The organism is Isoptericola sp. NPDC019482 (assembly GCF_040632295.1).
Taxonomy (GTDB): Bacteria; Actinomycetota; Actinomycetes; order Actinomycetales; family Cellulomonadaceae; genus Isoptericola.
In genome coordinates this window covers 12,292-39,157 of the sequence record NZ_JBEYBQ010000009.1, presented here as the reverse complement: position 1 = coordinate 39,157, position 26,866 = coordinate 12,292, and the positions used below count along the sequence as shown (strand labels likewise).

Here is a 26,866-nt window from a genome sequence, read left to right as displayed (position 1 = left end):
AGGGGTCTCCGGCACCGCACGCTCCCGCGAGGGACGACGAGGGGAGAGGTCCGTGGACTCCTGGCTGTGGTGGGTCGGAGGCGCGCTGCTGCTCGCCGCGATCGAGATGCTCTCGTTGGACCTCGTGCTGATCATGCTCGCCGGCGGCGCCCTCGGCGGAGCCGTCACCGCGGCGGCGGGCGGTGAGCTCTGGCTCCAGATCCTCGTCGCATGCATCGTGTCCGCGCTGCTGCTCTTCACGCTGCGACCCTGGCTGCTGCGCCACCTGCGCCAGCGGATGCCGCTGGTCGAGACCAACGCGGCGGGCCAGATCGGCCGGCTGGCCGTGGTCCTGGCCGAGGTCACCGAGACCGGCGGCCGAGTCAAGCTGCAGGGCGAGGTCTGGAGCGCCCGCCTCGAGGACGACGGCATCCCGAACTCGACCGGGCGCGTGCCCGTCGGCGCCGAGGTCCGCGTCGTCCGTATCGACGGCGCGACCGCCGTCGTCGCCCCGGTGGCGACGACGCACGAGCAGCACCCCGCCTGACGTCCCGCGCGCCGGGCCCTCCCGCCGGCCGGGATCCTGCACGACCCGCCGGGGAGACCGGCGGCACCGTCCGATGTCGACAGTGTCGACAGGAAAGGACCGACGTGTCCGATACCGAACCCGGCACCATCGTGCTCTACGTGGTGCTCCTCATCCTGGCGATCGTGCTGATCGTCGCGCTGGTCAAGGCCGTGCGCATCGTCCCCCAGGCGACGGCGCTGATCGTCGAGCGGCTCGGTCGCTACAACAAGACCTTCGAGCCCGGGCTGCACCTGCTGGTGCCGTTCGTCGACCGCATCCGTGCGGGCGTCGACCTGCGTGAGCAGGTCGTGTCCTTCCCGCCGCAGCCCGTGATCACGAGCGACAACCTCGTGGTGAGCATCGACACCGTCATCTACTTCCAGGTGACGGAGCCCAAGTCGGCGGTCTACGAGATCGCGAACTACATCACCGGTATCGAGCAGCTCACGGTCACCACGCTGCGCAACGTCGTCGGTTCCATGGACCTCGAGCAGACGCTCACCAGTCGCGACCAGATCAACGGCCAGCTGCGCGGCGTCCTCGACGAGGCGACCGGCCGCTGGGGCGTGCGCGTCAACCGCGTCGAGCTGAAGTCGATCGAGCCGCCCGCCTCCGTGCAGGGCGCGATGGAGCAGCAGATGCGCGCCGAGCGTGACCGTCGCGCCACGATCCTCACGGCGGAGGGTGTCAAGCAGTCGCAGATCCTCACCGCCGAGGGTGAGAAGCAGTCCCAGATCCTCCGGGCCGAGGGTGACGCCCAGGCGAAGATCCTCCAGGCCGAGGGTGAGGCGCGCGCCATCCTCCAGGTGTTCGGCGCGATCCACGAGGGCGACGCCGACCCGAAGCTGCTGGCCTACCAGTACCTGCAGATGCTGCCGGAGATCGCCAACGGCAACGCGTCGAAGCTGTGGGTCGTGCCCACCGAGTTCACCGCGGCGCTCGGCTCGATCGCCAAGGGCTTCGGCGGCGTGCCCGGCACGCCCGGCATCCCCACCCCGCCCGCCGACGACGAGGGCGGCGCCGAGGCGCGCCCGCGGCCGTCGTCGCTCCCCGCGCAGGCCCTGGAGGACCCGGGCGAGGCGCTCGCGGAGGCGCGGCGCCAGGCCGAGGCCGCCACGGCGGACGCCACGAGCGCGGGCACCCGGTCGGGCGCACCGTTCGACCCGTCCGCCGAGCGCGGCCAGCGGCCGTCGGACGGCCCGACGCCGCCGCCGTCGCCCGGGGCGCAGCCGCGGTCGCTCGGCGGCGAGCCGGAGGACCCGCAGCAGTAGCGGTGGTCCCGGCACGTTGCCGGCAGGTGGCCGGCGCGAATCCGGACGCGAGGGCCGTCACCCCGAGGGGTGGCGGCCCTCGCCGTCTCCGGACGGCGCCGACCGGTGCGGATCGACCAGCGTTGCGGAGTGAGTGCTCACTCATTTAGTGTGGCGACCATGAGCCCCACGCCCACGCCGACCGGTCGTGCCGCCCCCATGGCGCCGGACGACCGCCGCTCGGCGATCGTCGACGCCGTGCTCCCGCTCGTCGGCGAGTTCGGCCTCGACGTCACGTCCCGCGAGCTCGCGGATGCCGCGGGCGTCGCCGAGGGCACGCTGTTCCGCGCCTTCGGGGACAAGTACACGCTCATCGGCGCGGTGGCGGTCGAGGGCCTGCACCGCGCGTCCGGGCCGGTCGAGACGCGCGCGGAGCTGGCGGCGATCGACCGCGAGGCGCTGCTCGAGGAGCGGCTCGAGCGGGTCATCGAGCTCGGCCGCCGCCGGATGAGCGACGTCATGCGCTGGATGGGCGTGCTGCGCGCGCTGCACCACCGCACCGGGGCGCGCGACCAGGTCGAGCCCGGGCACGTGCAGGACTTCCGCGCGCAGCTGATGGAGCAGCGGGAGCAGCAGCGCGAGGCCACGGTCGCCGGCCTGATCGGGGTGCTGCAGCCCGACGAGCACCGGCTCCGGGTGCCGATCGAGGTCGCGGTGGCCCTGGTCGAGGCGAGCATCGCCGGCACGCACGCCCGCGTCGACCACCTGCTGCCGGCACCCTCGCCCCGGGTCGTCGCCGATGCGCTCGTCAACGGCATCGCGGAGGATCGAGAAGAAGAGCACGTTCCCGAGGCCACCCCGGCGCAGAACGCTGCGCACCGGAAGAACACCGCGTCCGACAATTTCCCCGGGACGGCGACGCCCCGTACCCCCCACCCCCAGGAGCCCTGATGCTCGTCTCCCTGGCGCGGAGCTATCTGCGCCCGTACTCCGGCGCGGTCGCGCTGCTGCTGGTGCTCCAGCTGCTCGCGACCCTCGCCTCGCTCTACCTGCCGTCCCTCAACGCGGACATCGTCGACAACGGCGTGACCACCGGGGACACGGCCTACATCATGCGCGTGGGCGGGTGGATGCTCGTCGTGAGCCTCGTCCAGGTCGCCTGCGCGATCGGCGCGGTGTTCCTGGGCGCCCGGGCCGCGACGGCGCTGGGCCGTGACGTGCGCCGCGACCTGTTCGACTCGGTGCAGGGCTTCTCCGCCCGCGAGCTCGGGCAGTTCGGCGCCCCGTCGCTCATCACCCGTACGACCAACGACGTGCAGCAGGTGATGATGGTCGTGCTGATGACCTTCACCATCATGGTGATGGCGCCGATCATGCTGGTCGGCGGCGTCATCATGGCGCTGCAGGAGGACGTCGAGCTCTCGGCGCTGCTGCTCGTCGTCGTGCCCGTGCTGGGCATCGCGATGGGCCTGCTGATGTGGCGGATGGTGCCGTACTTCAAGGCGATGCAGAAGCGGATCGACGCGATCAACGGCGTGCTCCGTGAGCAGATCACCGGCCTGCGGGTGGTGCGGGCGTTCGTCCGCGAGCGCCGCGAGCTGGAGCGGTTCGGTGCCACCAACGAGGCCCTGTACGACACGTCGCTCAACGCGGGCAAGCTCATGGCCCTGGCGTTCCCGATGGTCATGCTCATCATGAACGCCTCGAGCGTGGCGGTGCTGTGGTTCGGCGCGCAGCGCATCGACAACGGGCAGATGCAGGTGGGCGCGCTGATGGCGTTCCTCAGCTACATCATGTACATCCTCATGGCCGTCATGATGTCGACGATGATGGTGATGATGGTGCCGCGCGCCTCGGTCGCCGCGGGCCGCATCAGCGAGGTCCTCGACACCGAGACCTCGGTCACAGAGCCGACCGCGCCGGTGTCCCTCTCCTCCCTGGCCGGCGGCGAGGGGCCGCGCGGCGAGGTGCGGTTCGAGGGCGTCGAGTTCCGGTACCCCGGCGCCGACGAGCCGGTGCTGCACGACCTGTCGTTCACCGCGTCTCCCGGGCGGGTGACCGCGATCATCGGCTCGACCGGCGCGGGCAAGACGACGCTGCTCAACCTCGTGCCGCGGCTCTTCGACGTGACCGGCGGGCGGGTGCTCCTGGACGGCGTGGACGTGCGGCACCTGTCCACGGCGGACCTCGGTTCCCAGCTCGGCCTGGTGCCGCAGAAGGCGTTCCTGTTCAGCGGGACCGTCGCGGACAACCTGCGCTACGGCAAGGGCGACGCCACCGAGGACGAGATGTGGTCCGCGCTGGAGATCGCGCAGGCGCGCGACTTCGTCGAGGCACTGCCGGAGGGCCTCGAGGCGCCGGTGGCGCAGGGTGGCTCCACCTTCTCCGGCGGGCAGCGGCAGCGGCTCGCGATCGCGCGTGCCGTCGTCCGGCGCCCGCGCGTCTACCTGTTCGACGACTCGTTCTCGGCCCTCGACTACAGCACGGACGCGCGGCTGCGCGCCGCGCTGCGGCCACGCACGCAGGACGCGACCGTCCTCGTCGTCGCGCAGCGCGTGGCGACCATCCGGGACGCCGACCAGATCCTCGTGCTCGACCACGGGCGCATCGTCGGGCGCGGCACGCACGCCGAGCTGCTCGCCGACAACGAGACCTACCAGGAGATCGTCTCCTCCCAGATGTCCCTCGAGGAGGCGGCATGAGCACCGAACGCAAGGCACCGGCCGCCCGTCCCGCCGGCGGACCCCGCGGCGGCCACGGCCCGATGGGCGGCATGGGCGGGGCCCCGGGCGCCAAGGCGATGGACTTCCGCGGGTCGCTCGTGCGGTTCGCGCGGGTCATGCGCCCCGAGCGGGCGCGCGTCGTCCTGCTCACCCTGTGCGGCATCGTGTCGGTGGCGCTCACCGTGGCGGGCCCGAAGATCCTCGGCGAGGCCACCAACGTCATCTTCGCCGGGGTGGTCGGCAAGGCCCTGGGCGCCTCCGTGCCCGCCGGGACGCCGATCGACCAGGTGGTCGAGGGGCTGCGCGCGTCCGGTGACACCACCCAGGCCGACATGCTCGCCTCGATGCAGGGCGTCGTGGTCGGGCAGGGCGTGGACTTCACCCGCCTCGCGGAGATCCTGATGTGGGTGCTCGCGATCTACCTGGGCGCGTTCCTCTTCGGCTGGCTGCAGGCGCGGATCATGACCATCGCCGTGCAGAACACGATGCGCCGCCTGCGCGACGACGTCGAGGCCAAGCTGCACCGCATCCCGCTGAGCTACGTGGACAAGCAGGCCAAGGGCGAGATCCTCTCGCGCGTCACCAACGACATCGACAACGTCGCGCAGACGACGACCCAGACGCTCGCGCAGCTCGTGACCTCCGTGCTCACGGTGATCGGCGTGCTCGGGATGATGTTCTGGATCTCGTGGGTGCTGGCGCTCGTCGCGCTGGTGACCGTGCCGTTGTCCGTGATCCTCACGATGCAGATCGCCAAGCGGTCGCAGCCGCAGTTCGTGGCGCAGTGGGCGGCGACCGGGCGGCTCAACGCGCACGTCGAGGAGATGTTCACCGGCCACTCGCTGGTCAAGGTCTACGGGCGCCAGGAGGCGGCGGCCCAGAAGTTCGGCGCGGAGAACGAGGCGCTGTACGACGCGTCCCGCAAGTCGCAGTTCATCTCCGGCACCATGCAGCCGTCGATGGGCTTCCTCGCGAACCTCAACTACGTGATCGTGGCCGTGATCGGCGGGCTGCGCGTGGCGTCGGGGCAGCTGTCGCTCGGTGACGTGCAGGCGTTCATCCAGTACTCGCGGCAGTTCACGCAGCCGCTCACGCAGATCGCGTCGATGATGAACCTGCTCCAGTCCGGCGTCGCGTCGGCCGAGCGGGTGTTCGAGCTGCTCGACGCGCCGGAGCAGGAGCCGGACCCGGCGGACCCCCACCGGCTCGGCGAGGTCCGCGGCCGCGTGGCGTTCGAGGACGTCTCGTTCTCCTACGTCCCCGAGACGCCGCTCATCGAGCACCTCGACCTCGTCGCGGAACCCGGTCAGACGATCGCGATCGTCGGGCCGACGGGCGCCGGCAAGACGACGCTGGTGAACCTGCTCATGCGGTTCTACGAGGTGAGCTCCGGGCGCATCACGCTCGACGGCGTGGACACGCGCGACCTGACGCGGGACGACCTGCGCTCGCGGATCGGCATGGTGCTGCAGGACACGTGGCTGTTCAAGGGCACCATCGAGGAGAACCTGCGGTACGGGGTGCGCGACGGCGCCACGGTCGGGGAGGCGGAGTTCCTCGCCGCGACCGAGGCCACGCACGTGGACCCGTTCGTGCGCACGCTGCCCGACGGGTACGCGACGCTGCTCGACGACGAGGCGACCTCGCTGTCCGCGGGGGAGAAGCAGCTGCTGACCATCGCCCGCGCGTTCCTCGCCGACCCGGAGATCCTCGTCCTCGACGAGGCGACGAGCTCGGTCGACACCCGCACCGAGGTGCTGGTGCAGCAGGCGATGAACGCGCTGCGGGCGAACCGCACGTCGTTCGTCATCGCGCACCGCCTGTCGACCATCCGCGACGCCGACACCATCGTCGTCATGGAGCACGGGCAGATCGTGGAGCAGGGCGACCACGACACGCTGCTCGCCGCGGGCGGGGCCTACGCGCGGCTGTACGAGTCGCAGTTCAGCGCCCCCGCGGTGGACGAGGAGGACGTGGTGGCCGACTCCGCCGGGGTCTGACGGCGGACCCGCTCGATGTCGTCAGGGGTCAGGGCAGCACGAGCATCCGGGCCGGCGGCGCGCCCTCGCGCTGCCAGTCGAACCGCGCCTCTCCGACGACGCGCCACCCGCGGTGGAGGTAGACGGCGTGCGCGACGCCGTCGCGGTCGTCGACGTCGAGCACCGGCGTGCGGCCCCGGGCGTGCAGGTGCGCCACGGCGACGTCGAGCAGCGCGCCGCCGACGCCGCGGCCCTGCGCGTCCGGGCCGACGAAGAGGACCGACACGCAACCCAGCTCGTCGACCGGGCGGCCGGCGCCCGCGGACCAGATGGCGCCGAACCGGTCGTCCGGCACGGACGTCACGCTCACGTGCCCCACGACCGCGCCGTCGAGCTCGGCGACCCACGCGCGCTCCTCGTCGGGCCGCACCAGGAACTCCTCGACCGGGAAGGGCAGCGGCCACCGGTGCGGGTAGCCCGACGCCGGCTGCTGGGCGGCGAGGACGTCGACGAGGGCGGGCAGGTCGGCGGTGGTGCGGTCGCGGAGCACGACGGCGGGCGTGCGGGCCGGGGCGTGGGAGGTCACCTCGCGATCCTGGCACGGGGCCCCGACAGGCTCGCGCCGGTCGGGGCCCGGGGTCCGAGGTGGTGCGGACGTCACGCAGAGACGCTGAGCGTGGCCCCGACGGCAGCCGGGTCGGCGAGGGCGGCGGCGTGCACCCGCGCGAGCTGCGCGCGGGACACCTTGAGCCCGCGCCGCGTGTCGTCGGTCGTGACGTGGGCGGGTGCCTCGGTGTCGGCGCCGTCGGCCGCGTCGTCCGGGGCGTCGGTGAGCGAGACGGGGCGGACGAGCGTCCAGTCCAGGCCGCTGGCGCGCACCACGTCCTCCTGCCGGCCCGAGTCCGTGAACTGGCGGCCGATGACGAAGCGGAACACCAGCTTCCACGTGAGGTCGAGGTGCGCCCACGAGTCGCCGAGCCCGTAGGTGCTCTGCACGACCAGGCGGCGCACGCCGGTCTCCCGCATCGCGTCCACGACGTTCCTGGTGCCGCGCGACCGCACGTCCGGCGCCGTGCTCGACCGGCGCAGCCACTGCACGGCGAGCGGGTTGTCCGAGATGCCGAGCGCGACGACGACGGCGTCCTGCCCGGCGACGGCCTTGGCGACGGCCTCGGGGTCGAGGGCGTCGCCGTCGACGGGCCGCACGGAGCCCGGCCCAGCGCCCGGCCCAGCGCCCGGCCCAGCGCCCGGCCCAGCGCCCGGCCCAGCGACCGGGGCGGCGAACGCGGTGCTCGCCGTCCGGCCGAACGCGGTCACGCGGTGACCCGCGGCCACGAGCTCGCGGGTGATGGCGAGGCCGCTACCCCGCGTCGCTCCGATCACGATGACGTCCATGAGAGTCCTCCTCGTCGTGCCGGGTCCCGTGCGGCCCCGGCCTCTGGCTCCAGACTTCCGCCCGGGAGCCGGACGAACCATGAGGTGTCATCCGGGAGTCTTGACCGTTCGTCCGGAGGGTCGCAGGATGGCGGGATGAGCGACGCTGCCGCCCTGCTGCCCGTCCCCGGCGCGGGGAAGCCGCAGGAGGATCCCTGGGCGGACGTGCTCGGGACCCTCGAGATGGACGCCGTCTTCTGCTCCACCGGCCGGTTCTCCGAGCCGTGGGGCATCGCGATGCCGGCGCTGCCGGGCGTGCTGATGTTCCACCTGCTGCTCGACGGCCGGGCGGTCGTCGACGTCGAGGGCGGGCGGCACGGCCTCGGCCCCGGCGACCTCGTGCTGGTGCCGCACGGCGCCGGCCACGCGATCACCGGCACCGCCGACGACCCGGCCACCGGGCTCTGGGACGTCGACCGCACGGTGGTCGCCGACCGGTACGAGCAGCTGCGGATCGACGGTGGCGGTCGCCCGGCCACCCTGGTCTGCGGCGCGGTCGGGTTCACCGACCCCGGCGTCGGCCGCCTGCTGGCGAGCCTGCCGGCCGTGCTCCGGGCGCCGGACGCCATCAGTGCCGGTGACAGTGCCGGTGACAGTGCCGGTGACGGTGCCGGTGACGGTGCCGGTGACGGCGATGCCGTCGAGCCGGACGGCGACTGGCTGCGCGCCGTCGTCGCCGCGATCGACCACGAGGTGCGCCACCCGCGGCCGGGCACCGACGTCGTCACCGCCCGGCTGGCCGACGTGCTCCTCGTGCACGTGGTGCGCCGCTGGCTCGAGGCCCAGGAGCCGGCGTCGGGCTGGATCGCCGCGCTGCGCGACCCGGCGCTGGGCCCGGTCCTGCGCGCCGTGCACGCGGCACCGCAGGACCCGTGGACGCTGGAGTCGCTCGCCGCCGTCGCGCGGCTGTCCCGGTCCGTGTTCGCCGAACGGTTCGCCCGCACGGTGGGCGAGCCGCCCATGGCCTACGTGGCCGGGTGCCGGATGGATGCCGCCGCGCGGCTGCTGCGCGCCACGGACGCGAGCGTCGAGCGCGTCGCCCGGCAGGTCGGCTACGACTCGGTACCGGGCTTCCACCGTGCGTTCGTGCGACGGCACGGCGCGACGCCGGGCGCGTGGCGGGCGGGCGCCCCCGTGCGCACGCTGGCGGAGGTCCTCGCGCGCTGACCGGTCTCCCGCGGGCGAGGGCCCGGGGGAGAATGCGTCGGTGAGCACCCCCGAGCCCGGCGTCGACGACGCCCGCACCACCCGCGTCACCGACCCCGCCGACCCGCGCCTGCACGACTACACGGACCTCAAGGACGTGAAGCTCCGCTCCGTGCGCGAGCCCGCCGAGGGGCTGTACATGGCGGAGTCGTCGTCGGTGATCCGGCGTGCGCTCGAGGCGGGCCACCGGCCGCGGTCGTTCCTCATGGCCGAGAAGTGGCTCGACTCCATGGCGGACGTGCTCGCCGCCCACCCCGACGCCCCGGTGTACGTCGGCTCCGACGAGGTGGTGCAGCAGATCACGGGGTTCCACCTGCACCGCGGGGCGCTCGCGGCGATGCACCGACCCGTGCTGCCGTCCGCGCACGAGCTGCTCGCCGCGGCGCGGGGCGGGGAGGGTGCCTGCCGGGTCGCCGTGCTGGAGGACATCGTCGACCACACCAACGTCGGGGCCATCTTCCGCGGGGCCGCGGCCCTCGGCGTCGACGCCGTCCTGGTGTCGCCGCGCTGCGCCGACCCGCTCTACCGCCGGTCGGTGCGGGTGTCGATGGGCACCGTGTTCCAGGTGCCGTGGACGCGGCTGGAGTCGTGGCCGGGCGGCCTGCACGCGCTGCAGGAGGACGGCTTCACCGTCGCGGCGCTCGCGCTGTCCGACGACTCGGTCTCGCTCGACGACCTGGTCGCCGACCCGCCCGAACGCCTCGCGATGGTGCTGGGCACCGAGGGTGACGGCCTGTCGCGCGGTGCCGTGGCAGCGGCCGACGTCGTGGTGCGGATCCCCATGGCCGGGGGAGTGGACTCGCTCAACGTCGCCGCCGCGTCTGCCGTCGCGTTCTGGGCGACGCGCGACCGAGGGTGACCTGAGTCACTCGGAATTACGCAACAGGGGGATGACGTAACCCTTCGGTGAAGGTTAGCCTCACCTACGTGAGTCAGACCTTGGTGACCTCGCCGCCCCCCGTGGTCGAGTCCCGTCCCGCCGTCGCGATGGCCGGACGCGGCCTGCGGCTGTCCTACGACCGCCGCACCGTCGTCGACGACGCGGAGATCGAGCTGCGGCCGGGCGCCGTGACGGCGCTGCTCGGGCCCAACGGCTCGGGCAAGTCGACGCTGCTGCGCTCGCTCGCGCGGCTGCACCGCCCCGATGCGGGCAGCGTCACGCTCGCCGACGGCGACCGCGACGGCGACACCGACGCGCTCGCCCTGCACCCCAAGGACTTCGCGCGGCGGGTCACGCTGCTGTCGCAGAGCCACCCGACGCCCAGCGGCGTCACGGTGCGCGACGTCGTCGCCTACGGGCGCCACCCCTACCGCGGGCGCTTCCGCTCCGCCGACGACGACGGGCCGCAGGCCGTCGCGCACGCCATGGACGTCACCGGCGTCGCCGAGATGGCCGAGCGGGGCGTCGACGAGCTCTCCGGCGGCGAGCTGCAGCGCGTGTGGCTCGCGACCTGCCTCGCGCAGGACACCGGCGTGCTGCTCCTCGACGAGCCCACCACCTACCTCGACCTGCGCTACCAGGTCGAGCTGCTCGACCTGGTGCGCGACCTCGCCACCGAGCACGGCGTCGCCGTCGGCGTCGTCCTGCACGACCTCAACCAGGCGGCCGCCGTCGCGGACCACGTCGTGGTGCTGCACCGCGGCCAGGTGCGGGCCTCCGGGCCCGCCGCCCGGGTGCTCACCAGCGAGCTGCTCACCGAGGTGTACGGCATCCGCGTCGACGTGACGACCCACCCGGACACCGGCCGCACCCGCTGCGAGGCCGTCGGCAGGCACGCCGCGCGCGACGTCTGACCTCCCCTCGCCACCAGACTCGCCCCCGGACCCACCCCTCGCCGGCGCCCCCGCCCGGCACCGTCGCGCCCGCACCCGTGGCGCACCGACCGAAGGACAACGAGACACCCATGCGCATCCCCACCCGTTCGCTGCTGGCCGGAACCACCGCCGCCGTGGCCGTGCTCGCCCTCACCGCGTGCGGCACCACTGAGGACCCGGCGGCCGAGGCCGCCGCCGAGCCGTCGGCCGCGGCCGGTCCCGTCACGTACACCGACGAGCGCGGAGAGCACACCCTCGACGCCCCCGCGGCCGACGTCGTCTCGCTCGAGTGGGGCCTCACGGAGAACCTCGTCGCGCTCGGTGTCGAGCCCGCGGGCCAGGCCGACGTGGCCGGCTACAACACCTGGGACACGGTGGCGCCGATCGACGAGGGCACCCCCGACGTCGGAACGCGCGGCGAGCCCAGCCTCGACGCGATCTCCGCGCTCGAGCCGGACCTGGTGGTCACCACCACCGACATCCCCGAGAACGTCATCGCCCAGATCGAGGAGGTCGCGCCCGTCCTGACGCTGCGCGGCTCCGACGGCGCCGACCCGCTCGGGTACATGCGGCAGACCGTGACCACCCTGGGCGAGGTCACCGGGAAGCAGGACGCGGCCACCCAGGCGCTCGCGGACTTCGACGCCAAGGTCGCCGAGGGCAAGGCCGCCCTCGAGGACGCCGGGCTCGGCGGCGCCGAGTTCACGATGGCCGACGGGTGGATCGCCAACGGCACCGTCTCGGTGCGCATGTACACCCCGGGCTCCTTCTTCGGCGCCCTCGGCGAGGCCGTCGGCCTCAAGGACGCCTGGACCGAGGGCGGCGACCCCGACTACGGGCTCGCGCAGACCGACGTCGAGGGCCTGACCAAGCTCGGCGACGTGAAGTTCGTCTACGCCGCCAACGACTCGGAGGCGGACCCCTTCGCCGACGGGCTCGAGGGCAACAAGGTCTGGGAGCAGCTGCCGTTCGTCACGGCGGGCGACGTGCACCGCATCCCCGACGGCATCTGGATGTTCGGCGGCCCGCTGTCCGGCGCGGCGTACATCGACGCGCTCGTCGACGCGCTCGCCTGACCGTCCGCAGCACGTGTCCGTGACCGTCTCCCCGCCGTCCGCCGCCCCCGCCGTGCCGGGGCGGCGGGCGGCGCCCGTCCGTGTCGTGGCGGCGTTCGCCGTCGCGCTCCTGGCCGTGCTCGTCCTGGCCGCGGTGCACCTCACCCAGGGCACGGCGGACGTCGGCGCGCTCGACGTCCTGCGCGCGCTCGTCGGCGCCGACCACGACGGCACGGTGGCCGTGCTCGTCTCCTCCCGGCTGCCGCGCCTGCTGGCGGGCCTGCTCGTGGGCGTCGCCCTCGGCGTCGCGGGAGCGGTGCTGCAGTCGGTGGCCCGCAACCCGCTGGCCTCGCCGGACACGCTGGCGGTCAACGCCGGCGCGTACGTCACGGTGGTCGCCGCGGCGGCCCTGGGCCTGAGCGTGCCCTTCTACCTGCAGGGCGGCATCGCGTTCGTGGGCGGGCTGGCGGCCGCGGCGCTCGTTCTCGCGCTCGCGCGCGGCGGCGCCGACGGCCCCACCCGGCTGGTCCTCGCGGGCTCGGCCATCATGCTCGCGCTCCACTCGCTGACGATGGTGCTGCTCGTGCTCTTCGAGCAGGAGACGACCGGCCTGTTCGCGTGGGGGAGCGGCAGCATCGTCCAGTCCGGCACACGCACCGTGAGCATGGCGGCCCCCGTCGTCCTGGTCGGCGTCGCCGCCGCCCTCCTGCTCGCCCGCCGGCTCGACCTCCTCGGCCTCGGCGACGACGCCGCGCGCGTCCTCGGCATCGACGTGCGCCGCACGCGGGTGCTCGCCGTCCTGGCGGCCGTGCTGCTCGCCGCGATCGCCGTGACGGTCGCCGGCCCGATCGGCTTCGTCGGACTCGCGGCGCCCGTCATCGCCCGGCTCGTGGGGCGCAAGGTGCCCGGCCTCGGCCGGCACGTGCTGCTCCTGCCGTTCGCGGCCCTCGTCGGCGTCGTCGTGGTGCTCGGCGCGGACGTGCTGCTGCGGGCGATCCTGCCCGGTCAGGCCTCGGTCGTGGTGCCGACCGGCGTCGTGACGAGCGTGCTCGGTGCCGGCATCCTCGTGTGGATGGCCCGGCGGCTGCGCGACGCCGGGGCCGGGGCGCGGGGTGCCCGCGGGGCGCTCGGCCGGCCCCGCTCACGGGCGTGGGTCGTCACCGTCCTGGTCGTCCTCTCCGTCGCTCTCGCCGCGGCCGTGGTGGCGGGCCTGCTGCTCGGGGACCGGATCGTGCTGCTCGGCGACGTCTCGAACTGGGTGCAGGGCGCCGCGGGGCGCCAGGTGAGCTTCGTGCTCGACCAGCGCGTGCCGCGCGTGCTCGCCGCCGTGCTCGCGGGCGCGGCGCTGGCGCTCGCCGGCACGATCGTGCAGGCCGTGTGCCGCAACCCGCTCGCCGAACCGAGCCTGCTGGGCGTCACGTCGGGCGCGGGCCTCGGCGCGGTGCTGATGATCCTGCTCGTGCCCGGGGTCGGCATCTGGTCGATGTCTGCCGCGGCGGGCGCGTGCGCGCTCGGGGTGTTCGCCCTCGTGTACCTGCTGTCGTCGCGGGGCGGGCTGGGCTCGGAGCGCCTGGTGCTCGTCGGCATCGGCGCGCAGGCGGGCACGACGGCGCTCATCACCCTCGTCGTCCTGGTGATCGCGCCGTGGGACGTCAACCTCGCCCTGACCTGGCTGTCGGGCTCGACGTACGGCCGCAGCCTGGAGCAGCTCCTGCCCGTCGCCCTCGCGCTGCTCGTCATGGTGCCGCTGGCCGCGACCTACCGCCGCGAGCTCGACGTGCTGTCGCTCGACGAGGACACCCCGCGCGTCCTCGGCCTGCCGGTCGACCGCTCGCGCCTCGTGCTGCTCGGGGCCGCCGCGCTGACCACGGCTGCCGCGGTGTGCGCCGTCGGCGTGATCGGCTTCGTGGGCCTTGTGGCGCCGCACGCCGCGCGCGCCCTGGTCGGCGCCCGGCACGCGCGCGTGCTGCCCGTGGCGATCCTCGTCGGCGCCGTCCTGGTGTCCGCGGCGGACACGCTCGGCCGCGTCGTCATCGCGCCCGGCCAGATCCCCGCCGGCCTCGGCACGGCGCTGCTGGGGGCGCCCTACTTCGTCTACCTCCTGTGGCGGTCGCGCGGTCGCGGAACCGCCTGAGCCCGCTTTCGAACGGGGCCGCCGCGAGGGACGATGGTCGGGTGGAGGAGGACCGGGCCGCCCCGGTGGTGGTCGGCTACGACGCGTCGGAGCCCGCCGACGTCGCCCTCGCCTGGGCGGCGCGGGAGGCGCGCACGCGCGGCGCCGTGCTGCGCGTCGTCTACGTGCGCGACGCGCACGACACCGGCGTCGCCGCACGGCCGCACGGGGACGACCTGGGGGAGCGGGGCGACGCCGGAGCGTGGCCCGTCGTCGAGGAGGCGGCCGCCCGCGCCCGCGACGTCGCCCCCGGCGTGACCGTGGAGACCTACGTCGAGTACGCCTCGCCGTCCGCGGCGCTCGTGGGGCTGTCGGCCGACGCCGGCGCCCTCGTGCTCGGCGCCACCCGGCACGGCGGCCTGTACGAGGCCATCCGGGGCACGGTGGTGCTGCAGGTGACCGCGCACGCGCACTGCCCGGTCGTCGTGGTGCCCGCCGAGGGCCCGCGGGCGGACCTGCCGCCCGACGCCCCCGTCGTCGTCGGCTACGACGGCTCGGAGCAGTCCGCCGTGGCCCTCGACGCCGCCGTCGACACGGCGTGGGAGCTCGGGCGCACGCTCCGCGTGGTCGTGGTCTGGCGCCCCGGGGTCGCCGAGTGGGTGACGTCGCGCGGCCCGACCGAGCACGAGGCGCACGACATCACCGAGGCCGACGCCGGGCCGGTGCTGCAGCGCGGCCTGGCCCGGGTCGAGGAACGGCTGCGCGAGCGCGGCGCCTCCGAGGGCGCGCTCGAGGTGCTCGGCGAGACGCGCGAGGGGCAGGTGGTGCGCGTGCTGCACCGCGAGGCCGAGGGCGCCGAGCGTCTGCTCCTGGGCACCCGCGGGCGGGGCGGGTTCGCCTCCCTGCTGCTGGGCTCCGCGACGCACACCCTGGTGCGGACCTCGGCCTGCCCGGTCGTCGTGGTGCGGGGGATCGGTCACGGCGTGTGACGACGGTCACCCGGGCTTGCGTACCCCCGCAGAGGTGAGGTTAGGCTTACCAGCGTGACCGAGACCGTCGAGGCGACCGAGCGCGCCGACCAGACCACCGCGCAGGACGTCGCCCCCGAGCAGCCGTACCGCATGTTCGACGTCACCGTCTCCCGGGTCACCCGGCTCTGCCCGTCGTTCATCCGCATCACGTTCACCGGCGACGACCTCGACGGGTTCGCCGACAACGGCAAGGACCAGCGGATCAAGTTCCTGCTCCCCGCGCCCTGCGGCGGCTGGGAGTACCTCGACCGGCAGAACCCCGACTGGTTCACCTCGTGGCGGGCGCTGCCCGAAGAGCGTCGTAACCCGCTGCGCACCTACACCGTGCGCGCCGTCCGCCAGGACCTGCGCGAGGTGGACGTCGACATCGTGCTGCACGGCGACACGGGCCCCGCGTCGCGCTGGGCCAACGGCGCGACGCCGGGCTCGCCGCTCGTCATCATGGGCCCCAACGCGGCGTACACGGACGGGCCGCACGGCGGGCTCGAGTTCAACCCGCCCGCCCGCAGCCACGCCCTGCTGCTGGCCGGCGACGAGACCGCCGTCCCGGCGATCGCCGCGATCTGCGAGTCCCTGCCCGACGACGCCGTCGGCGAGGTCTTCCTCGAGGTTCCGCACCGCGAGGACCGCTGGACCCTGGCCGCCCCCGCCGGCGTGCGGATCTCGTGGCTGCCGCGCGAGGACCGCGAGCACGGCGACGTGCTCGTGCCCGCCGTGAAGGAGGCCGCGGACCGGCTGCTCGCGATGGGCGTGCGGCCGTCGGTTGACTCTCCCACCGTTCCCGAGCTGCTGGCCGCGGAGGCCGACGGCTCCGCGCTGACCGCCGCGGGCGTCGACCTCGACGGCGAGCTGCCTGACGTCGACATCGACGCGGACATCCTCTGGGAGGTGCCCGTCGACGCGACCGGCCAGCCACTCGCGCAGGACACGGTGCTGTACGCGTGGCTCGCCGGCGAGGCCGGCTCGATCAAGACGCTGCGCCGCTACCTCGTCTCCGAGAAGGGCGTCGACCGCAAGGCCGTCGCCTTCATGGGCTACTGGCGTCGCGGCCGCGCGGAGTGCTGATCATCCAGAGCCGGTCCGAGCACGGCTGCTGACCGTGCCGTACAAGCTCGTCGCGAGTTCCGGGGCCAAGGATGTGTGGGTGTTTGCGCACCATCCGGGCATGCCAGAGCTCGGCCCGTTCGTCCTGCCCGACGGCCGAGACGCGTACCAGCTGATCAGGGACGGACGCACCACTGACCTTCCGTTCGTGCCCCGCTTCGTGCAGACGCACGGGAGGCGCTGGGGCGACCTGCTGTGGACGACAGAGCAGACCAAGATCGCCTCCCAGCTGTTCGTCGATGCGCTAGAGGGGTTCTCGGGCTGGCACGACTTCGACGTCGAGGTGCTGGACCGTCACGGGAGGCGCCGCGAGGGGTACCGAGGGTTCGCGGTCGACGGCACGGGCTCCGAGTCTGACGTGTGGAACTACACCGGCGGGCAGAACTCCTGGTTCGCGGTGTCGGACGCCGTGATTGAGGCGCTACGCGGCCGAGGGGTCACCGAGGCGAGCCTGACTCGCATGGACGGCGCTCCCGGCTAGATCCCGACATGGGTGCTGCCCTGGCATCGAGCCCGCTGTTGCCAACGTTGCCGCACTGCTGCCCAGGTGACGCACAACCGCTTCCCGGCGGATGTCCGATACGCGCAGAATTCTCAGTCCGCGAGACGTACGATCTTGTCTCGCGAAGCGGACGATGCGCTGGGTCAACCGCGCCGCCGTGATATTTACTGGGTGCGCTCCGGCTCTCTTGCCCAGGCCGAGCTCGACGACCTCACAGAACTCCTCACGGTGGCGATCTGCCGCCGCCGACGAGCACGCCGTGCTCTGACCTGCAGCGAGAGGCCCTCACGACATGACGACGACGACGCCTGTGCCGGAGAACACCCGCGCGCGCGGCCAAGCGAGCGCGGACCCGTCCGGCGCGCCGGCCGGGCAGATCGCCCCTCCGCCCAAGATGCGGCGCCGTCCGGCGCTCATCGCGCTGTCCGTCGTCCTCGTGTGCGTGGGCGCCCTCGCGAGCGCGTTCGCCTTCCAGTCGATGTCGAACAGCCAGGAGGTGCTCACGGTCCGCGAGACGATCAACCGCGGGCAGGTCATCGACGCCGACGACCTCGTCGTCGTGCAGATCGGCGTGGACCCCGCGCTGCAGGCGGTCCCGGCGAGCAGCGCGGAGGCCGTGGTGGGCAAGCGCGCGGCGCTCGACATCGCCGCCGGCGGCGTCCTCACGGCCGAGCAGGTGACCGACGAGAGCGTCCCCTCCGCGGGGAACTCGGTGGTGGGCGTGAGCGTCACCGCCGCCATGCTGCCCGCGGGCCAGGTGCGGTCGGGCGACGAGGTGCGGATCGTGACCACCTCGACGTCCGGCGACACCGAGGGGCCCACGGCCGTCGCGGGCGTCGTGGTCGGCGTCACGACCGACACCGTCAGCGGCAACACCTTGGTCAACGTGCAGGTCGCCGCCGGCGACGCGCCGCAGGTCGCGGCGGCGTCTGCCGAGGGCAGCGCCGCGATCGTCGTCGACAGCCAGGAGTGACGAGCCGATGGCACTGATCGTCCTGACCTCCGCGAACGGCTCGCCCGGGGTCACCACCAGCGCGCTGGCGCTGGCGCTCTCCTGGCCGCGGCCCGTCGTCCTCGTCGACGCCGACCCCACCGGGGCGCGCGCCGTGCCCGCCGGCTACTTCGGCGGTGCGCAGATGCCCACCGACGCGACCGTCGTGGACCTGGCCGTCTCCCACCGGCACGGCACGCTCGCCGAGGACCTGCCGCGGGCCCTGATGTCCTTCCCCGACAGCCAGGTGCAGTACCTGGCCGGCGCCATGAACCACCAGCAGGCGCGCGCCCTCGACGAGCTCTGGGAGCCGCTGTCGGCGGTCTTCAAGTCGCTGGAGAACAACGGTCAGGACGTGATCGTCGACGCCGGCCGCCTCGGCCTCGTCGGCTCGCCGACCAAGCTGCTCACCCAGGCCGACCTCGCCCTGCTCACGACGCACAGCTCCCTGCCCGCGCTCGTCGCGGCGAGCTCGTGGGCGCAGAGCCTGCGCGACGCGTTCACCGGCGTGGGCGCGATCGAGAGCCTGGGCGCGCTCGTCGTCGGTCCGGGCAAGCCCTACGGCAGCGGTGAGGTCGCGAAGGTGCTGCAGGTGCCGGTCGTCGCGGGCCTCACCTGGGACCCGGCCTCGGCCGAGGTGTACTCGCTCGGCGCCAAGCGTCCGAAGAAGTTCTCGTCCTCCGGCCTGAACAAGTCGGTGCGCGCCGCCGTGCAGAGCATCGGGTCCAGCGTGGCCCGCTCGCGCCAGCAGCTCGCCGTCGGCGAGAGGAGCGCCCTGTGAGCACGCAGCCCCCGGACCCCAGCTCGCTGCCCATCTTCACCGCGTTCCCGCCGTCGTCCGACCGGGACCAGGGCCGGGACCAGAGCACGGACCAGACCAGGGTGCGCCGCCCGGCGCACGCGCTGGCGGGCCCGGTCGACGGGACCACGGCCCCCGCCGCCGTCGTGCACCACCTGCCGACCGTGCCGGTCGCGGCCGTCGCGCGGACGGCCGGCCACGCCGCGCCGCCCGCGTCCGTCCCGCCGCAGTGGCCGGGCGCCGGGCACCCGGCACCCGTCGCGCCCCAGCGCGCGATGCCGCCCGCCCGGGCCGAGGACACGCACGTGCCCGGGTCGGCGACCACCCAGGCCGCGACCCAGGTCGCGGGCCGCGCCGACTTCCTCGCCCAGCCCAAGGGCGTCGACTGGAAGCAGGTCGCGGAGTTCCGCGGCCTCGCGTCGACCCGCCTCGCCGAGCGCCTCGGCGAGGACCGCGGCAAGGACGTCGAGGCGGAGCGCGAGCTCGGCCGCGCGATCATCCAGGAGATCCTGGACGACGCCGCGGCGGACCTGCTGCACGACGGGCGCGCCGCGTGGAGCATCGACCACCAGCGGGTGCTCGCCAAGGCGATCCACGATTCGCTGTTCGGCCTGGGCCGCCTGCAGCCGCTGATCGAGGCCGACGACGTCGAGAACATCATCATCAGCCCGCACGACAACGCCTGGGTCGAGAAGACCACGGGCGAGCTCGTCAAGGTGGACGCCGTCGCGGACTCGGACCAGGAGCTGCGCGAGAACCTCGCGTTCATCGCGACCCGCTCCGACTCGAACGCGCGCAGCTTCTCCCCGGCGAGCCCGCACCTGCACATGCGGCTCGACGACGGCTCCCGTCTCGCGGCGGCGTCGTGGGTCACGGCCAACACGTCGGTCGTCATCCGTCGCCACCGGATGCGCAAGGTGGAGCTCGACCGGCTGGTCGAGCTCGGGATGATGACGGCCGTGCAGGCGTCGTTCCTGCGCGCTGCGGTCCGGGCGAAGAAGTCGATCGTCGTCGCGGGGCCCCAGGGCGCCGGCAAGACGACGATCGTCCGCGCGCTGTGCGCGGAGATCCCGCGGTTCGAGCAGATCGGCACGTTCGAGACGGAGTTCGAGCTCCACCTGCACGAGCTGCCCGAGGTGCACGACGTGGTCCACGCCTGGGAGGCGCGGCCCGGCTCCGGCGAGATCGGCGCGGACGGCCGCCAGGCGGGCGAGTTCACGCTCGACGAGGCCATCTACAACTCGTTCCGGTTCAACCTGTCGCGGCAGATCGTCGGTGAGGTCCGCGGCAAGGAGGTCTGGGCGATGATCAAGGCGATGGAGTCGGGCGCCGGCTCCATCTCCACGACCCACGCCGCGAACGGCTCGGGGGCCATCCGCAAGCTCGTCACCTGTGCGATGGAGGCCGGCCCGCACGTCACGCGCGAGCTGGCGACGACGAAGCTCGCCGAGACCGTGGACCTCGTCGTCCAGGTCGGGCTGCAGACCCGCCCCCTCGACGCCACGGGGACGCGCTGGAAGCGCGACCGGTGGGTGTCGGAGATCGTGCACGTCGCGCCGGGCGAGGAGGCCGTCGGGTACGCGACGACGCACGTCTTCTCGCCCAACCCCCAGGGCGGCCCCGCCGTCCCGGGCACGATGCCGGAGGAGCTGCGCGACCTCGAGCGCTTCGGCTTCGACCTGACGGCCTACCTGGTCGAGGGCGCCCAGCAGGGAGACCTGCGATGACGGCCCTGCTGCCCGCCCTCGGCGGCGCGCTCCTCGTGGCGGGCGTGATCGGCCTCGTCGTCGGCCTGCGCCGCGTGCCGGTCGACGACGCGGCCCCCGGCCGGCGCCGCCTGGCAGCGAAGCTCGCCGCCGTGGACCGCCGTACGAAGATCCTCGCGGTGGTCGGCCTGGTCGGCGGCGTCGTCGTCTACCTGATCACGGGGTGGATCATCGCCGTGGTGCTCGGGCCGATCGCGGGCGTCGGGCTGCCGGTGCTGCTCAGCGCCGGCAACTCCGGGGACGTCATCCGCAAGCTCGAGGCGCTCGAGGAGTGGACCCGCAGCCTCGCGGGCGTGCTCACCGTGGGTGTCGGGCTCGAGGAGGCCATCCGCATGTCGCTGCGGTCGGCCCCCGACGAGATCCGGCCCGAGGTGACCAACCTCGTGGCCCGGCTGCGTGCCCGCTGGGGCACCATCGCGGCCCTGCGGGCTTTCGGCGACGAGCTCGACGACGCGACCGGCGACGTCGTGGCGGCCACGCTCATCCTCGGCGCCAGCCGCCGCGGCGCGGGCCTGGCGTCCGTGCTGGAGTCGCTGGCGCAGTCCGTGGCCGACGACGTCCGCGCCCGCCGCGAGATCGAGGCGGAGCGCGCCAAGCCCCGCGCCACCGCGCGCTGGGTCACCATCATCACCGCCGGCGTGCTCGTCGTGCTGGCCTTCACGGGCGACTACATCGCCCCGTACTCCACGCCGCTGGGGCAGGTGCTCATCACGGCGTACCTCGCCGCGTACGTCGGCCTGCTCGTGATGATGCGGCAGATGTCGAAGGGCGAGGCGCTGCCCCGCTTCATGGGCGAGCGCGCCCGTGAGGGGGCGCGCTCATGACGACAGGGCTGCAGATCGCGCTGCTCGGCGGCGCCCTGGTGGGTCTCGGCATCGGGCTCCTCGTGTGGCGCCTCGCCCCGAGCCGCCCGGACGCGACCGACGTCGTGCGCCGCTACTCGCAGGAGGCGGCGAAGGAGCGCGCCACCCTGCAGACGGACCTCGTGGCGGGCGACCGTTACGAGCGCGTGGGCGTGTGGGCGATCAAGCGGTTCCCGCCCGCGGCGTGGGGCAAGACGCCCACCAAGGAGCTTGCGCTCCTGCGCATCCCCGTGCACCGCTACTACGGCAAGAAGGTGCTGTACGGCGTCGTCGGCCTGGTCATCCCGCCGGTCCTCACGCTCGTCCTGGCGGTCGCGGGCGGGCCGTCCCTGCCGTTCACGATCCCTGCCGTCGCGTCCCTGGCGCTCGGCGTCGTGCTGTTCGTGTCGCCCGACATCGACGTGCGCACCGAGGCCAAGCACGCCCGCACGGACTTCGCCCGCGCCCTGAGCGCGTACATCGACCTGGTCGCGCTCGAGCGGCTCGCCGGCGGCGGGTCCCGGCAGTCGATGGAGAGCGCCGCCGAGATCGGCGACTCGTGGGTGTTCCGCCGCATCGGCGAGGAGCTGCAGCGCTCCCGCTGGAACGGCGTCGCCCCCTGGGACGCCCTGCAGCACCTGGCCGAGGAGCTCGGCCTGCCCGAGCTGGACGACCTGGCCGACGTGATGCGCATGAGCGGCGAGGGCTCCCAGGTGTACGACAACCTGCGCGCCCGGTCCGCCGCCATGCGCGCGGCCATGCTCAACGCCGAGCGCGGCAAGGCGAACGCCATGAGCGAGCGGATCAACATGCCCATGTCTCTGCTGGGCGTGGTATTCATGATCATCCTCGTGACGCCCGCGCTCCTCAACGTGATGGGAGGCATCTGACGCCCCCCTCTCACCGACCCCTTGACCATCGCTCCATCCCCCGAAGAGGAACACCCATGCTCCAGCTCATCGCCACCCTGCACACCTTCGGCGTGAACGTCGCCGACCGCGCCCGCACCACGCTCACGTCCCAGCCCGAGCGGGGTTCGGAGACCATCGAGAAGGTCCTCTGGGCCGTGGCCGTCATCGCCATCGTCGGCATCGTCGTCGGCGTGATCACCACCTACGTCACGAGCGAGTCGGCCAAGATCAAGTGACCCGGCGGCCCGAGCACGCGCACGTACCCCGCGGGCCGCGCGCCCGCAGGGCGCGCGAGCGTGGGTCGTCGACCATCGAGATGGTCTTCATCTTGCCCGCCCTCTTCACGCTGATGTTCGCCGGCGTCCAGGCGGGGCTGTGGTACCAGGCCCGCACGGTCGCCTACGCGGCCGCGCAGGAGGGCGTGCGGGTGGCGGCCGCGCAGAACGGCACCGGAGGCGCCGGCAAGGCGGCGGCGAAGGACTATCTGGCCGACGTCGGAGGCGGACTGACGGACAACGGGATCACCGTCCGGAGGACGCCGACCGAGGCGACGGTGACCGTGCGGGTCGGCGCCCAGTCGATCGTGCCCCTGTGGAACCCGGCGATCTCGCAGTCCGCGAGCCTGCCCGTCGAGAGGCTCACCGGATGAGGCGTCTGGTGCGCACCGCGCGGCGTCGGCTGCGTTCCGGCGAGCGGGGGTCAGCGGCCATCGAGGCGGCGGTCGGCGTCCCCGCCTTCCTGCTGCTCATCGGCCTGGTGTTCGCCGGCGGCCGTGTGGCGCTGGCGGGGCAGTCCGTCGAGGCTGCCGCCACCGAGGCAGCCCGGTCCGCATCCATCGCGCGGACCGAGACGGAGGCGCGGAGCAGTGCGATCGCAGCGGCGCAGCGCAGCCTCGACGAGAAGGGGCTCAACTGCACGCCCGGCGTCGCGCTGGACACGAGCGACTTCGGGAACGCCGTCGGCGTCGCCTCGAGCGTCTCCGCGACGGTGACCTGCAACCTCGGCGTGCGCGACCTGGCGGTGCCCGGCCTCCCGGGAACCATCAGGATCTCCAAGACCATGGAAAGCCCGATCGACACCTACCGGGAGCGCTGAACGATGCCCGCAGTGCCCGCCAGGACCGTCCCCCGGCGCCTTCGCATGCGACGCACCCGCCAGGAGGCCGAGCGCGGCTCGGTCTCGATCTGGCTCGCGCTCGGCGCGTTCGTCATGATCGTCGTGGTCGGCATGGCCGTCGACCTGTCGGGCCAGGTGCTCGCCCAGCAGCACGCGCGCGACGTCGCCCAGCAGGCGGCGCGCGTCGGGGCGCAGCAGGTCGTGGCGAGCGAGGCGCTGAGCGGGCGGGGCATCAGCCTGGACGCGGCCCGCGCCAGGCAGGCGGCCGGTGGGTTCGTCGGTCAGGCCGGGCTGACGCTGGGTCGCCCAGTCGTGGTGGCCGGCGACCGCGTCGAGGTGACCACGAGGGACTCCTACACGCCGAAGTTCCTCGGCATCATCGGCATCCGGAGCATGCCGGTGTCCGGTGAGGGCGAGGCGCGGGCGATCCGCACGCTGGTCGTCGGCGGCGAACCGGTGGAGCGATGATGCGCCGGCTCAAGGGGTTCCTGGCCCTGCTGCTCCTCGTCGGCGTGACGGTCGGGGTGCCGTACCTGCTCGTCGCCGTGGGGGCCAACCCGCTCGAGGCCGGGCTGCTCTCGCCGGACGTCCTCCTCGACATGCTCACGTCGCCCGACGACGGCTCGCTCCTCATGCTGCTGCTGCAGGCCGCGGCGTGGGTGGCGTGGGCGTTCCTGGCGCTGAGCATCGTCGTGGAGCTCGTGGCGCAGCTGCGCGGCGTGCGCGCGCCGCGGCTCGTGGGCCTGCGGTTGCCGCAGAACGCGGCCCGGGGGCTCGTGGCGGCCGCGCTGCTGCTGTTCACCACCGTGCCGATGGCGACGACGGCGACGGCCCTCGAGGGCGGCACGGCCGGGGCGCCGCAGGACGCCGTCGCGGTCGTCTCGGTGCAGCAGGCCGTCCCGGGGCAGAGCGCCGGGGTGGGGGAGCTGGCCCTCGACGCCGCGCTGGCGTCGCAGTCCGCCGGGCAGGGCGGCGGGGCCGCCCCGATCTCGTCCGACCTGCTCCGTGAGGCCCGGGCGCACGTCGCCGATCAGGCGCCACAGGCCGAGCAGGTCGCGCACGTCGACGACGCCGCGCGCACGGTCCAGCACACCGTCGAGCACGGCGACTCGCTCTGGTCCCTCGCCGAGCACTACCTGGGGGACGGCCACCGCTTCCGGGAGATCGTCGCCCTCAACGCGGACACGCTCGCCGACCGCCCCGACTTCCTCACCCCCGGGTGGGTGCTCACCGTGCCCGCCGGGCAGTCGCAGGACGGCGCGGCGGCGGCGCAGGAGGAGAAGGCGGCCGGGTCGGTCGTCGTCGAGGCCGGCGACAACCTGTCGCAGATCGCCGCGCAGCAGCTGGGTGACGCGGACCGGTACCCGGAGATCTACGAGGCCTCGCGCGACATCGCCCAGCCGGGCGGGGCGCACCTCACCGACCCCGACCTGATCCTGCCGGGCTGGACCCTGGAGGTGCCGGGCGCCGAGGGGGCGAAGGGCACCCAGGCGGCCGCCGAGGAGCGAGCCGCCGAGCCGGTCGCGCAGCAGGCCGCCGCGCCTGCCGCAGAGTCCGCCCCGGACACCGCACCGCAGGCCGCATCGGACGCCGTTCCGGACACCACCCGGGACGCGGCGGTGGCGCAGGACGTGGCCGGCTCCGCGCAGGATGCCGACCTGGGCGCCGACGCGCCGTGGCGGGTCGCCGGGGGAGCGGGCCTCGGCACGCTGCTGGCCGCGGGCGTCGTCGCGCTCGTCGCGCGCCGTCGTCGGGAGCAGCAGCGACGCCGCCTGCCCGGGCAGGCGGTCCCGCTGCCGTCCGGCGAGGCCGCGGCTTTCGAGCACGAGGCGCGGTCGTCCGCCGACCCGCTGTCCGTCGCGCGCGTCGACGTCGCGCTGCGGGCCCTGGCGCGGCAGTGCGCCGACGCTCGGCGCGCCCTGCCGGCGCTGCGCGCCGTGCGGCTCGGCGAGGCGACGGTCGACCTCTACCTCGCCGCCCCCGCCGAGCTCGCCGCCCCCTGGAGCGCGTCCGACCCGACGGGCACCGTCTGGTCCCTCGACCGGGCCGGCGTGGGCCGGTTCGAGGAGACGTACGGCTCGACGCTCGCCGGGGCACCCGCGCCCTACCCGGCGCTCGTGACGCTCGGTCACGACGAGGGCCCGTGCCACGTGCTGCTCAACCTCGAGACGCTCGGCACCCTCGCGGTGACGGGGGACGCGCAGGCTGCCGGCGAGGTCGTGGCCGCGCTGGTCGTGGAGCTCGCCACGTCGGCGTGGGCGGACGACCTGCAGGTCAACCTCGTCGGAGGGCCGGGCGACCCGCTCGTCGACGCCCTCGTCGGGCTGGAGGCCACGCTGCGCACCGGGCGCGTCCGGCGGCACGACACCGTCGGGGCGCTGCGGCAGGAGCTGAGCCGGCGCGCGGACCTGGACCGTCAGGCGCTGGCCCGGGCCGGCGTGACGAGCGTCGGCGCCGCGCGCGCCGCCGGCGTCGCGCCGGACACCTGGAGCACGGAGATCGTCGTGCTCGGCGTCCCGGTGCCCGAGCCCGAGCGCGCCCGCCTCGCGGCCCTCGTCGACGAGAACCCGCGGATCGCCCTCGCGAGCATCGTGCACGGTGCGGCGCCGTCCGCCGTGGGCGGCGAGGCCGGCTGGAGCCTCCAGGTCGGGCCGGGCGCGGCCCGGGCGCAGCTCGCCCCCGCCGGCATGGCGCTCCGGCCCCAGCGGCTCTCGGGCGCCCGGGCCGCGCAGCTGCGGGACCTGGTCGCGCTGGCGAGCACCGAGCTCGCCGGCGACCACACGCACGTGCGGGAGCCGTCGCTCGCCGAGGTGGAGGCGATCGCGCCGGTCGACGACGTCACGCTGGACGGCGACCTCGACGCCACGGACGCCGACCAGACGCACGTCGCGACCCGCGGCCCGGCCGAGGCGTCGCCGCGGGTCCGCGTGCTCGGCGCCGTGCACCTGGAGGGCGCCGCCGGCCCGGTCGACCCGGCCGAGCGCCCGCGGCTCCTGGAGCTCGCGGCCTTCCTCGCCCTGCACCCCGGCGCCACCGCCGAGGCGGCCGGCGCCGCGCTCTGGCCCGGGCTGGGCGAGGCGGAGCGGGCCGGTGCGCTCTCCACGGCCGTCGCGCGGCTGCGGCGCTGGCTCGGCCCGGCGTCCGACGGCGGGGAACGGGTGCCCCGCCACGCGGCGGCCGACCGGCTCGCGCTGCACGACGTGGGCGCGGACGTCCTTGAGTGGTCGGCGCTCGTGGGCGACGACGTGGCGTCGGCGTCGACGGAGGACCTGGAGCGGGGGCTCGACCTGGTGCGCGGTGCGCCGTTCACCGCGGGCCGGCCGGGCCGGTACGCGTGGGCGGAACGAGACCGTCAGCGGCTGTCCGCGTGGGTGGTCGACGCCGCCTGCGAGGTGGCCCGCCGGCGCGTGCTCGAGGGGCGCTGGCGCGCCGCGGAGCACGCCGTCGCGGTCGGTCTGCGCGTGGAGCCCACGCACGAGGCGCTGTGGCGCCTGCGGGTGCTCGCTGCCCACGAGAGCCGCGACGCCGCGTCCGAGACCGCCGCCGTGCAGGGTCTGCTGACCGCGACCGAGCCCCTCGGCGGCGACCTGACGCCGCGGACGGCCCAGCTCCTCGCGGCGCTGCAGCACCCCGGCTCCGAGTTCGACGGCCTCATGGCCCGCGCGCTCTAGGACGTCGCGGA

At 74.4% G+C, this 26,866-nt stretch carries 25 protein-coding genes; 23 read left to right on the top strand and 2 right to left on the bottom strand.

What is annotated here, in order from left to right:
- Positions 1 to 52 precede the first annotated feature (52 nt).
- The 5 genes from ABZ493_RS08660 (at position 53) to ABZ493_RS08640 (ending at position 6,520) form a co-directional block, all read left to right on the top strand.
- Positions 53 to 526 (top strand): NfeD family protein, encoded by a 474-nt coding sequence (locus ABZ493_RS08660; protein ID WP_430581763.1) that lies wholly within the window; start codon positions 53 to 55, stop codon positions 524 to 526.
- A 104-nt stretch (positions 527 to 630) separates the two neighbouring features.
- Complete coding sequence (locus ABZ493_RS08655) at positions 631 to 1,818, top strand: SPFH domain-containing protein (RefSeq protein WP_430581762.1); 1,188 nt, start codon at positions 631 to 633, stop codon at positions 1,816 to 1,818.
- A gap of 159 nt (positions 1,819 to 1,977) precedes the next feature.
- Complete coding sequence (locus ABZ493_RS08650) at positions 1,978 to 2,748, top strand: TetR/AcrR family transcriptional regulator (protein WP_430581761.1); 771 nt, start codon at positions 1,978 to 1,980, stop codon at positions 2,746 to 2,748.
- Positions 2,748 to 4,499 (top strand): ABC transporter ATP-binding protein, encoded by a 1,752-nt coding sequence (locus tag ABZ493_RS08645; protein ID WP_430581760.1) that lies wholly within the window; start codon positions 2,748 to 2,750, stop codon positions 4,497 to 4,499. The genes ABZ493_RS08650 and ABZ493_RS08645 overlap by 1 nt, the downstream gene beginning before the upstream one ends.
- On the top strand, positions 4,496 to 6,520 hold the full coding sequence (locus tag ABZ493_RS08640) for an ABC transporter ATP-binding protein (protein ID WP_430581759.1): 2,025 nt from the start codon (positions 4,496 to 4,498) through the stop codon (positions 6,518 to 6,520). The genes ABZ493_RS08645 and ABZ493_RS08640 overlap by 4 nt, the downstream gene beginning before the upstream one ends.
- Positions 6,521 to 6,548: 28 nt before the next feature.
- Here ABZ493_RS08640 and ABZ493_RS08635 read toward each other — a convergent pair whose 3' ends face one another.
- Together ABZ493_RS08635 and ABZ493_RS08630 are read right to left on the bottom strand one after the other, a co-directional pair.
- Positions 6,549 to 7,085: a GNAT family N-acetyltransferase gene (locus ABZ493_RS08635; RefSeq protein WP_430581758.1), complete on the bottom strand. Its 537-nt coding sequence runs from the start codon at positions 7,083 to 7,085 to the stop codon at positions 6,549 to 6,551.
- A gap of 71 nt (positions 7,086 to 7,156) precedes the next feature.
- Complete coding sequence (locus ABZ493_RS08630; RefSeq protein ID WP_430581757.1) at positions 7,157 to 7,894, bottom strand: NAD(P)-binding oxidoreductase; 738 nt, start codon at positions 7,892 to 7,894, stop codon at positions 7,157 to 7,159.
- Positions 7,895 to 8,029: 135 nt separating this feature from the next.
- Between ABZ493_RS08630 and ABZ493_RS08625 the strand changes: the two genes are divergently transcribed.
- From ABZ493_RS08625 to ABZ493_RS08540, 18 genes are all read left to right on the top strand, one after another.
- A complete protein-coding gene (locus ABZ493_RS08625; RefSeq protein WP_430581756.1) occupies positions 8,030 to 9,100 on the top strand; it encodes an AraC family transcriptional regulator in 1,071 nt (356 codons plus the stop codon).
- Between the two features lie 40 nt (positions 9,101 to 9,140).
- The gene (locus ABZ493_RS08620; protein ID WP_430581755.1) at positions 9,141 to 9,998 is read left to right on the top strand and encodes an RNA methyltransferase; all 858 of its coding nucleotides are present in this window, start codon (positions 9,141 to 9,143) and stop codon (positions 9,996 to 9,998) included.
- Positions 9,999 to 10,126: 128 nt separating this feature from the next.
- On the top strand, positions 10,127 to 10,933 hold the full coding sequence (locus tag ABZ493_RS08615) for an ABC transporter ATP-binding protein (RefSeq protein WP_430581848.1): 807 nt from the start codon (positions 10,127 to 10,129) through the stop codon (positions 10,931 to 10,933).
- A gap of 110 nt (positions 10,934 to 11,043) precedes the next feature.
- Positions 11,044 to 12,030, top strand: coding sequence for an iron-siderophore ABC transporter substrate-binding protein (locus tag ABZ493_RS08610; protein WP_430581754.1), 987 nt, complete (start codon positions 11,044 to 11,046; stop codon positions 12,028 to 12,030).
- Between the two features lie 19 nt (positions 12,031 to 12,049).
- The gene (locus ABZ493_RS08605; protein WP_430581753.1) at positions 12,050 to 14,143 is read left to right on the top strand and encodes an iron ABC transporter permease; all 2,094 of its coding nucleotides are present in this window, start codon (positions 12,050 to 12,052) and stop codon (positions 14,141 to 14,143) included.
- Positions 14,144 to 14,184: 41 nt separating this feature from the next.
- Positions 14,185 to 15,111: a universal stress protein gene (locus tag ABZ493_RS08600; RefSeq protein ID WP_430581752.1), complete on the top strand. Its 927-nt coding sequence runs from the start codon at positions 14,185 to 14,187 to the stop codon at positions 15,109 to 15,111.
- 54 nt (positions 15,112 to 15,165) lie between these two features.
- On the top strand, positions 15,166 to 16,218 hold the full coding sequence (locus tag ABZ493_RS08595) for a siderophore-interacting protein (RefSeq protein ID WP_430581751.1): 1,053 nt from the start codon (positions 15,166 to 15,168) through the stop codon (positions 16,216 to 16,218).
- 34 nt (positions 16,219 to 16,252) lie between these two features.
- On the top strand, positions 16,253 to 16,738 hold the full coding sequence (locus tag ABZ493_RS08590) for a hypothetical protein (protein ID WP_430581750.1): 486 nt from the start codon (positions 16,253 to 16,255) through the stop codon (positions 16,736 to 16,738).
- A 313-nt stretch (positions 16,739 to 17,051) separates the two neighbouring features.
- Complete coding sequence (locus ABZ493_RS08585) at positions 17,052 to 17,732, top strand: SAF domain-containing protein (protein ID WP_430581749.1); 681 nt, start codon at positions 17,052 to 17,054, stop codon at positions 17,730 to 17,732.
- Between the two features lie 7 nt (positions 17,733 to 17,739).
- Complete coding sequence (locus tag ABZ493_RS08580; protein ID WP_430581748.1) at positions 17,740 to 18,531, top strand: hypothetical protein; 792 nt, start codon at positions 17,740 to 17,742, stop codon at positions 18,529 to 18,531.
- Positions 18,528 to 20,276 carry an ATPase, T2SS/T4P/T4SS family gene (locus ABZ493_RS08575; RefSeq protein ID WP_430581747.1) on the top strand — a complete coding sequence of 583 codons (1,749 nt, stop codon included), beginning with the start codon at positions 18,528 to 18,530 and terminating at the stop codon, positions 20,274 to 20,276. Before ABZ493_RS08580 ends, ABZ493_RS08575 begins: the two co-directional genes overlap by 4 nt.
- Positions 20,273 to 21,139, top strand: a complete 867-nt coding sequence (locus tag ABZ493_RS08570; RefSeq protein ID WP_430581746.1) for a type II secretion system F family protein — start codon at positions 20,273 to 20,275, stop codon at positions 21,137 to 21,139. The genes ABZ493_RS08575 and ABZ493_RS08570 overlap by 4 nt, the downstream gene beginning before the upstream one ends.
- Positions 21,136 to 22,047 carry a hypothetical protein gene (locus ABZ493_RS08565; RefSeq protein ID WP_430581745.1) on the top strand — a complete coding sequence of 304 codons (912 nt, stop codon included), beginning with the start codon at positions 21,136 to 21,138 and terminating at the stop codon, positions 22,045 to 22,047. Before ABZ493_RS08570 ends, ABZ493_RS08565 begins: the two co-directional genes overlap by 4 nt.
- A gap of 56 nt (positions 22,048 to 22,103) precedes the next feature.
- Positions 22,104 to 22,304, top strand: coding sequence for a hypothetical protein (locus ABZ493_RS08560; RefSeq protein ID WP_430581744.1), 201 nt, complete (start codon positions 22,104 to 22,106; stop codon positions 22,302 to 22,304).
- Entirely contained in the window at positions 22,301 to 22,717 is a 417-nt protein-coding gene (locus ABZ493_RS08555) for a TadE family protein (protein WP_430581743.1), read from the top strand. Before ABZ493_RS08560 ends, ABZ493_RS08555 begins: the two co-directional genes overlap by 4 nt.
- On the top strand, positions 22,714 to 23,163 hold the full coding sequence (locus ABZ493_RS08550; protein ID WP_430581742.1) for a TadE/TadG family type IV pilus assembly protein: 450 nt from the start codon (positions 22,714 to 22,716) through the stop codon (positions 23,161 to 23,163). The genes ABZ493_RS08555 and ABZ493_RS08550 overlap by 4 nt, the downstream gene beginning before the upstream one ends.
- Before the next feature lie 45 nt (positions 23,164 to 23,208).
- On the top strand, positions 23,209 to 23,652 hold the full coding sequence (locus ABZ493_RS08545) for a Tad domain-containing protein (RefSeq protein WP_430581741.1): 444 nt from the start codon (positions 23,209 to 23,211) through the stop codon (positions 23,650 to 23,652).
- Positions 23,652 to 26,855, top strand: coding sequence for a LysM peptidoglycan-binding domain-containing protein (locus ABZ493_RS08540; RefSeq protein WP_430581740.1), 3,204 nt, complete (start codon positions 23,652 to 23,654; stop codon positions 26,853 to 26,855). The genes ABZ493_RS08545 and ABZ493_RS08540 overlap by 1 nt, the downstream gene beginning before the upstream one ends.
- The last annotated feature ends 11 nt before the right edge of the window (positions 26,856 to 26,866 follow it).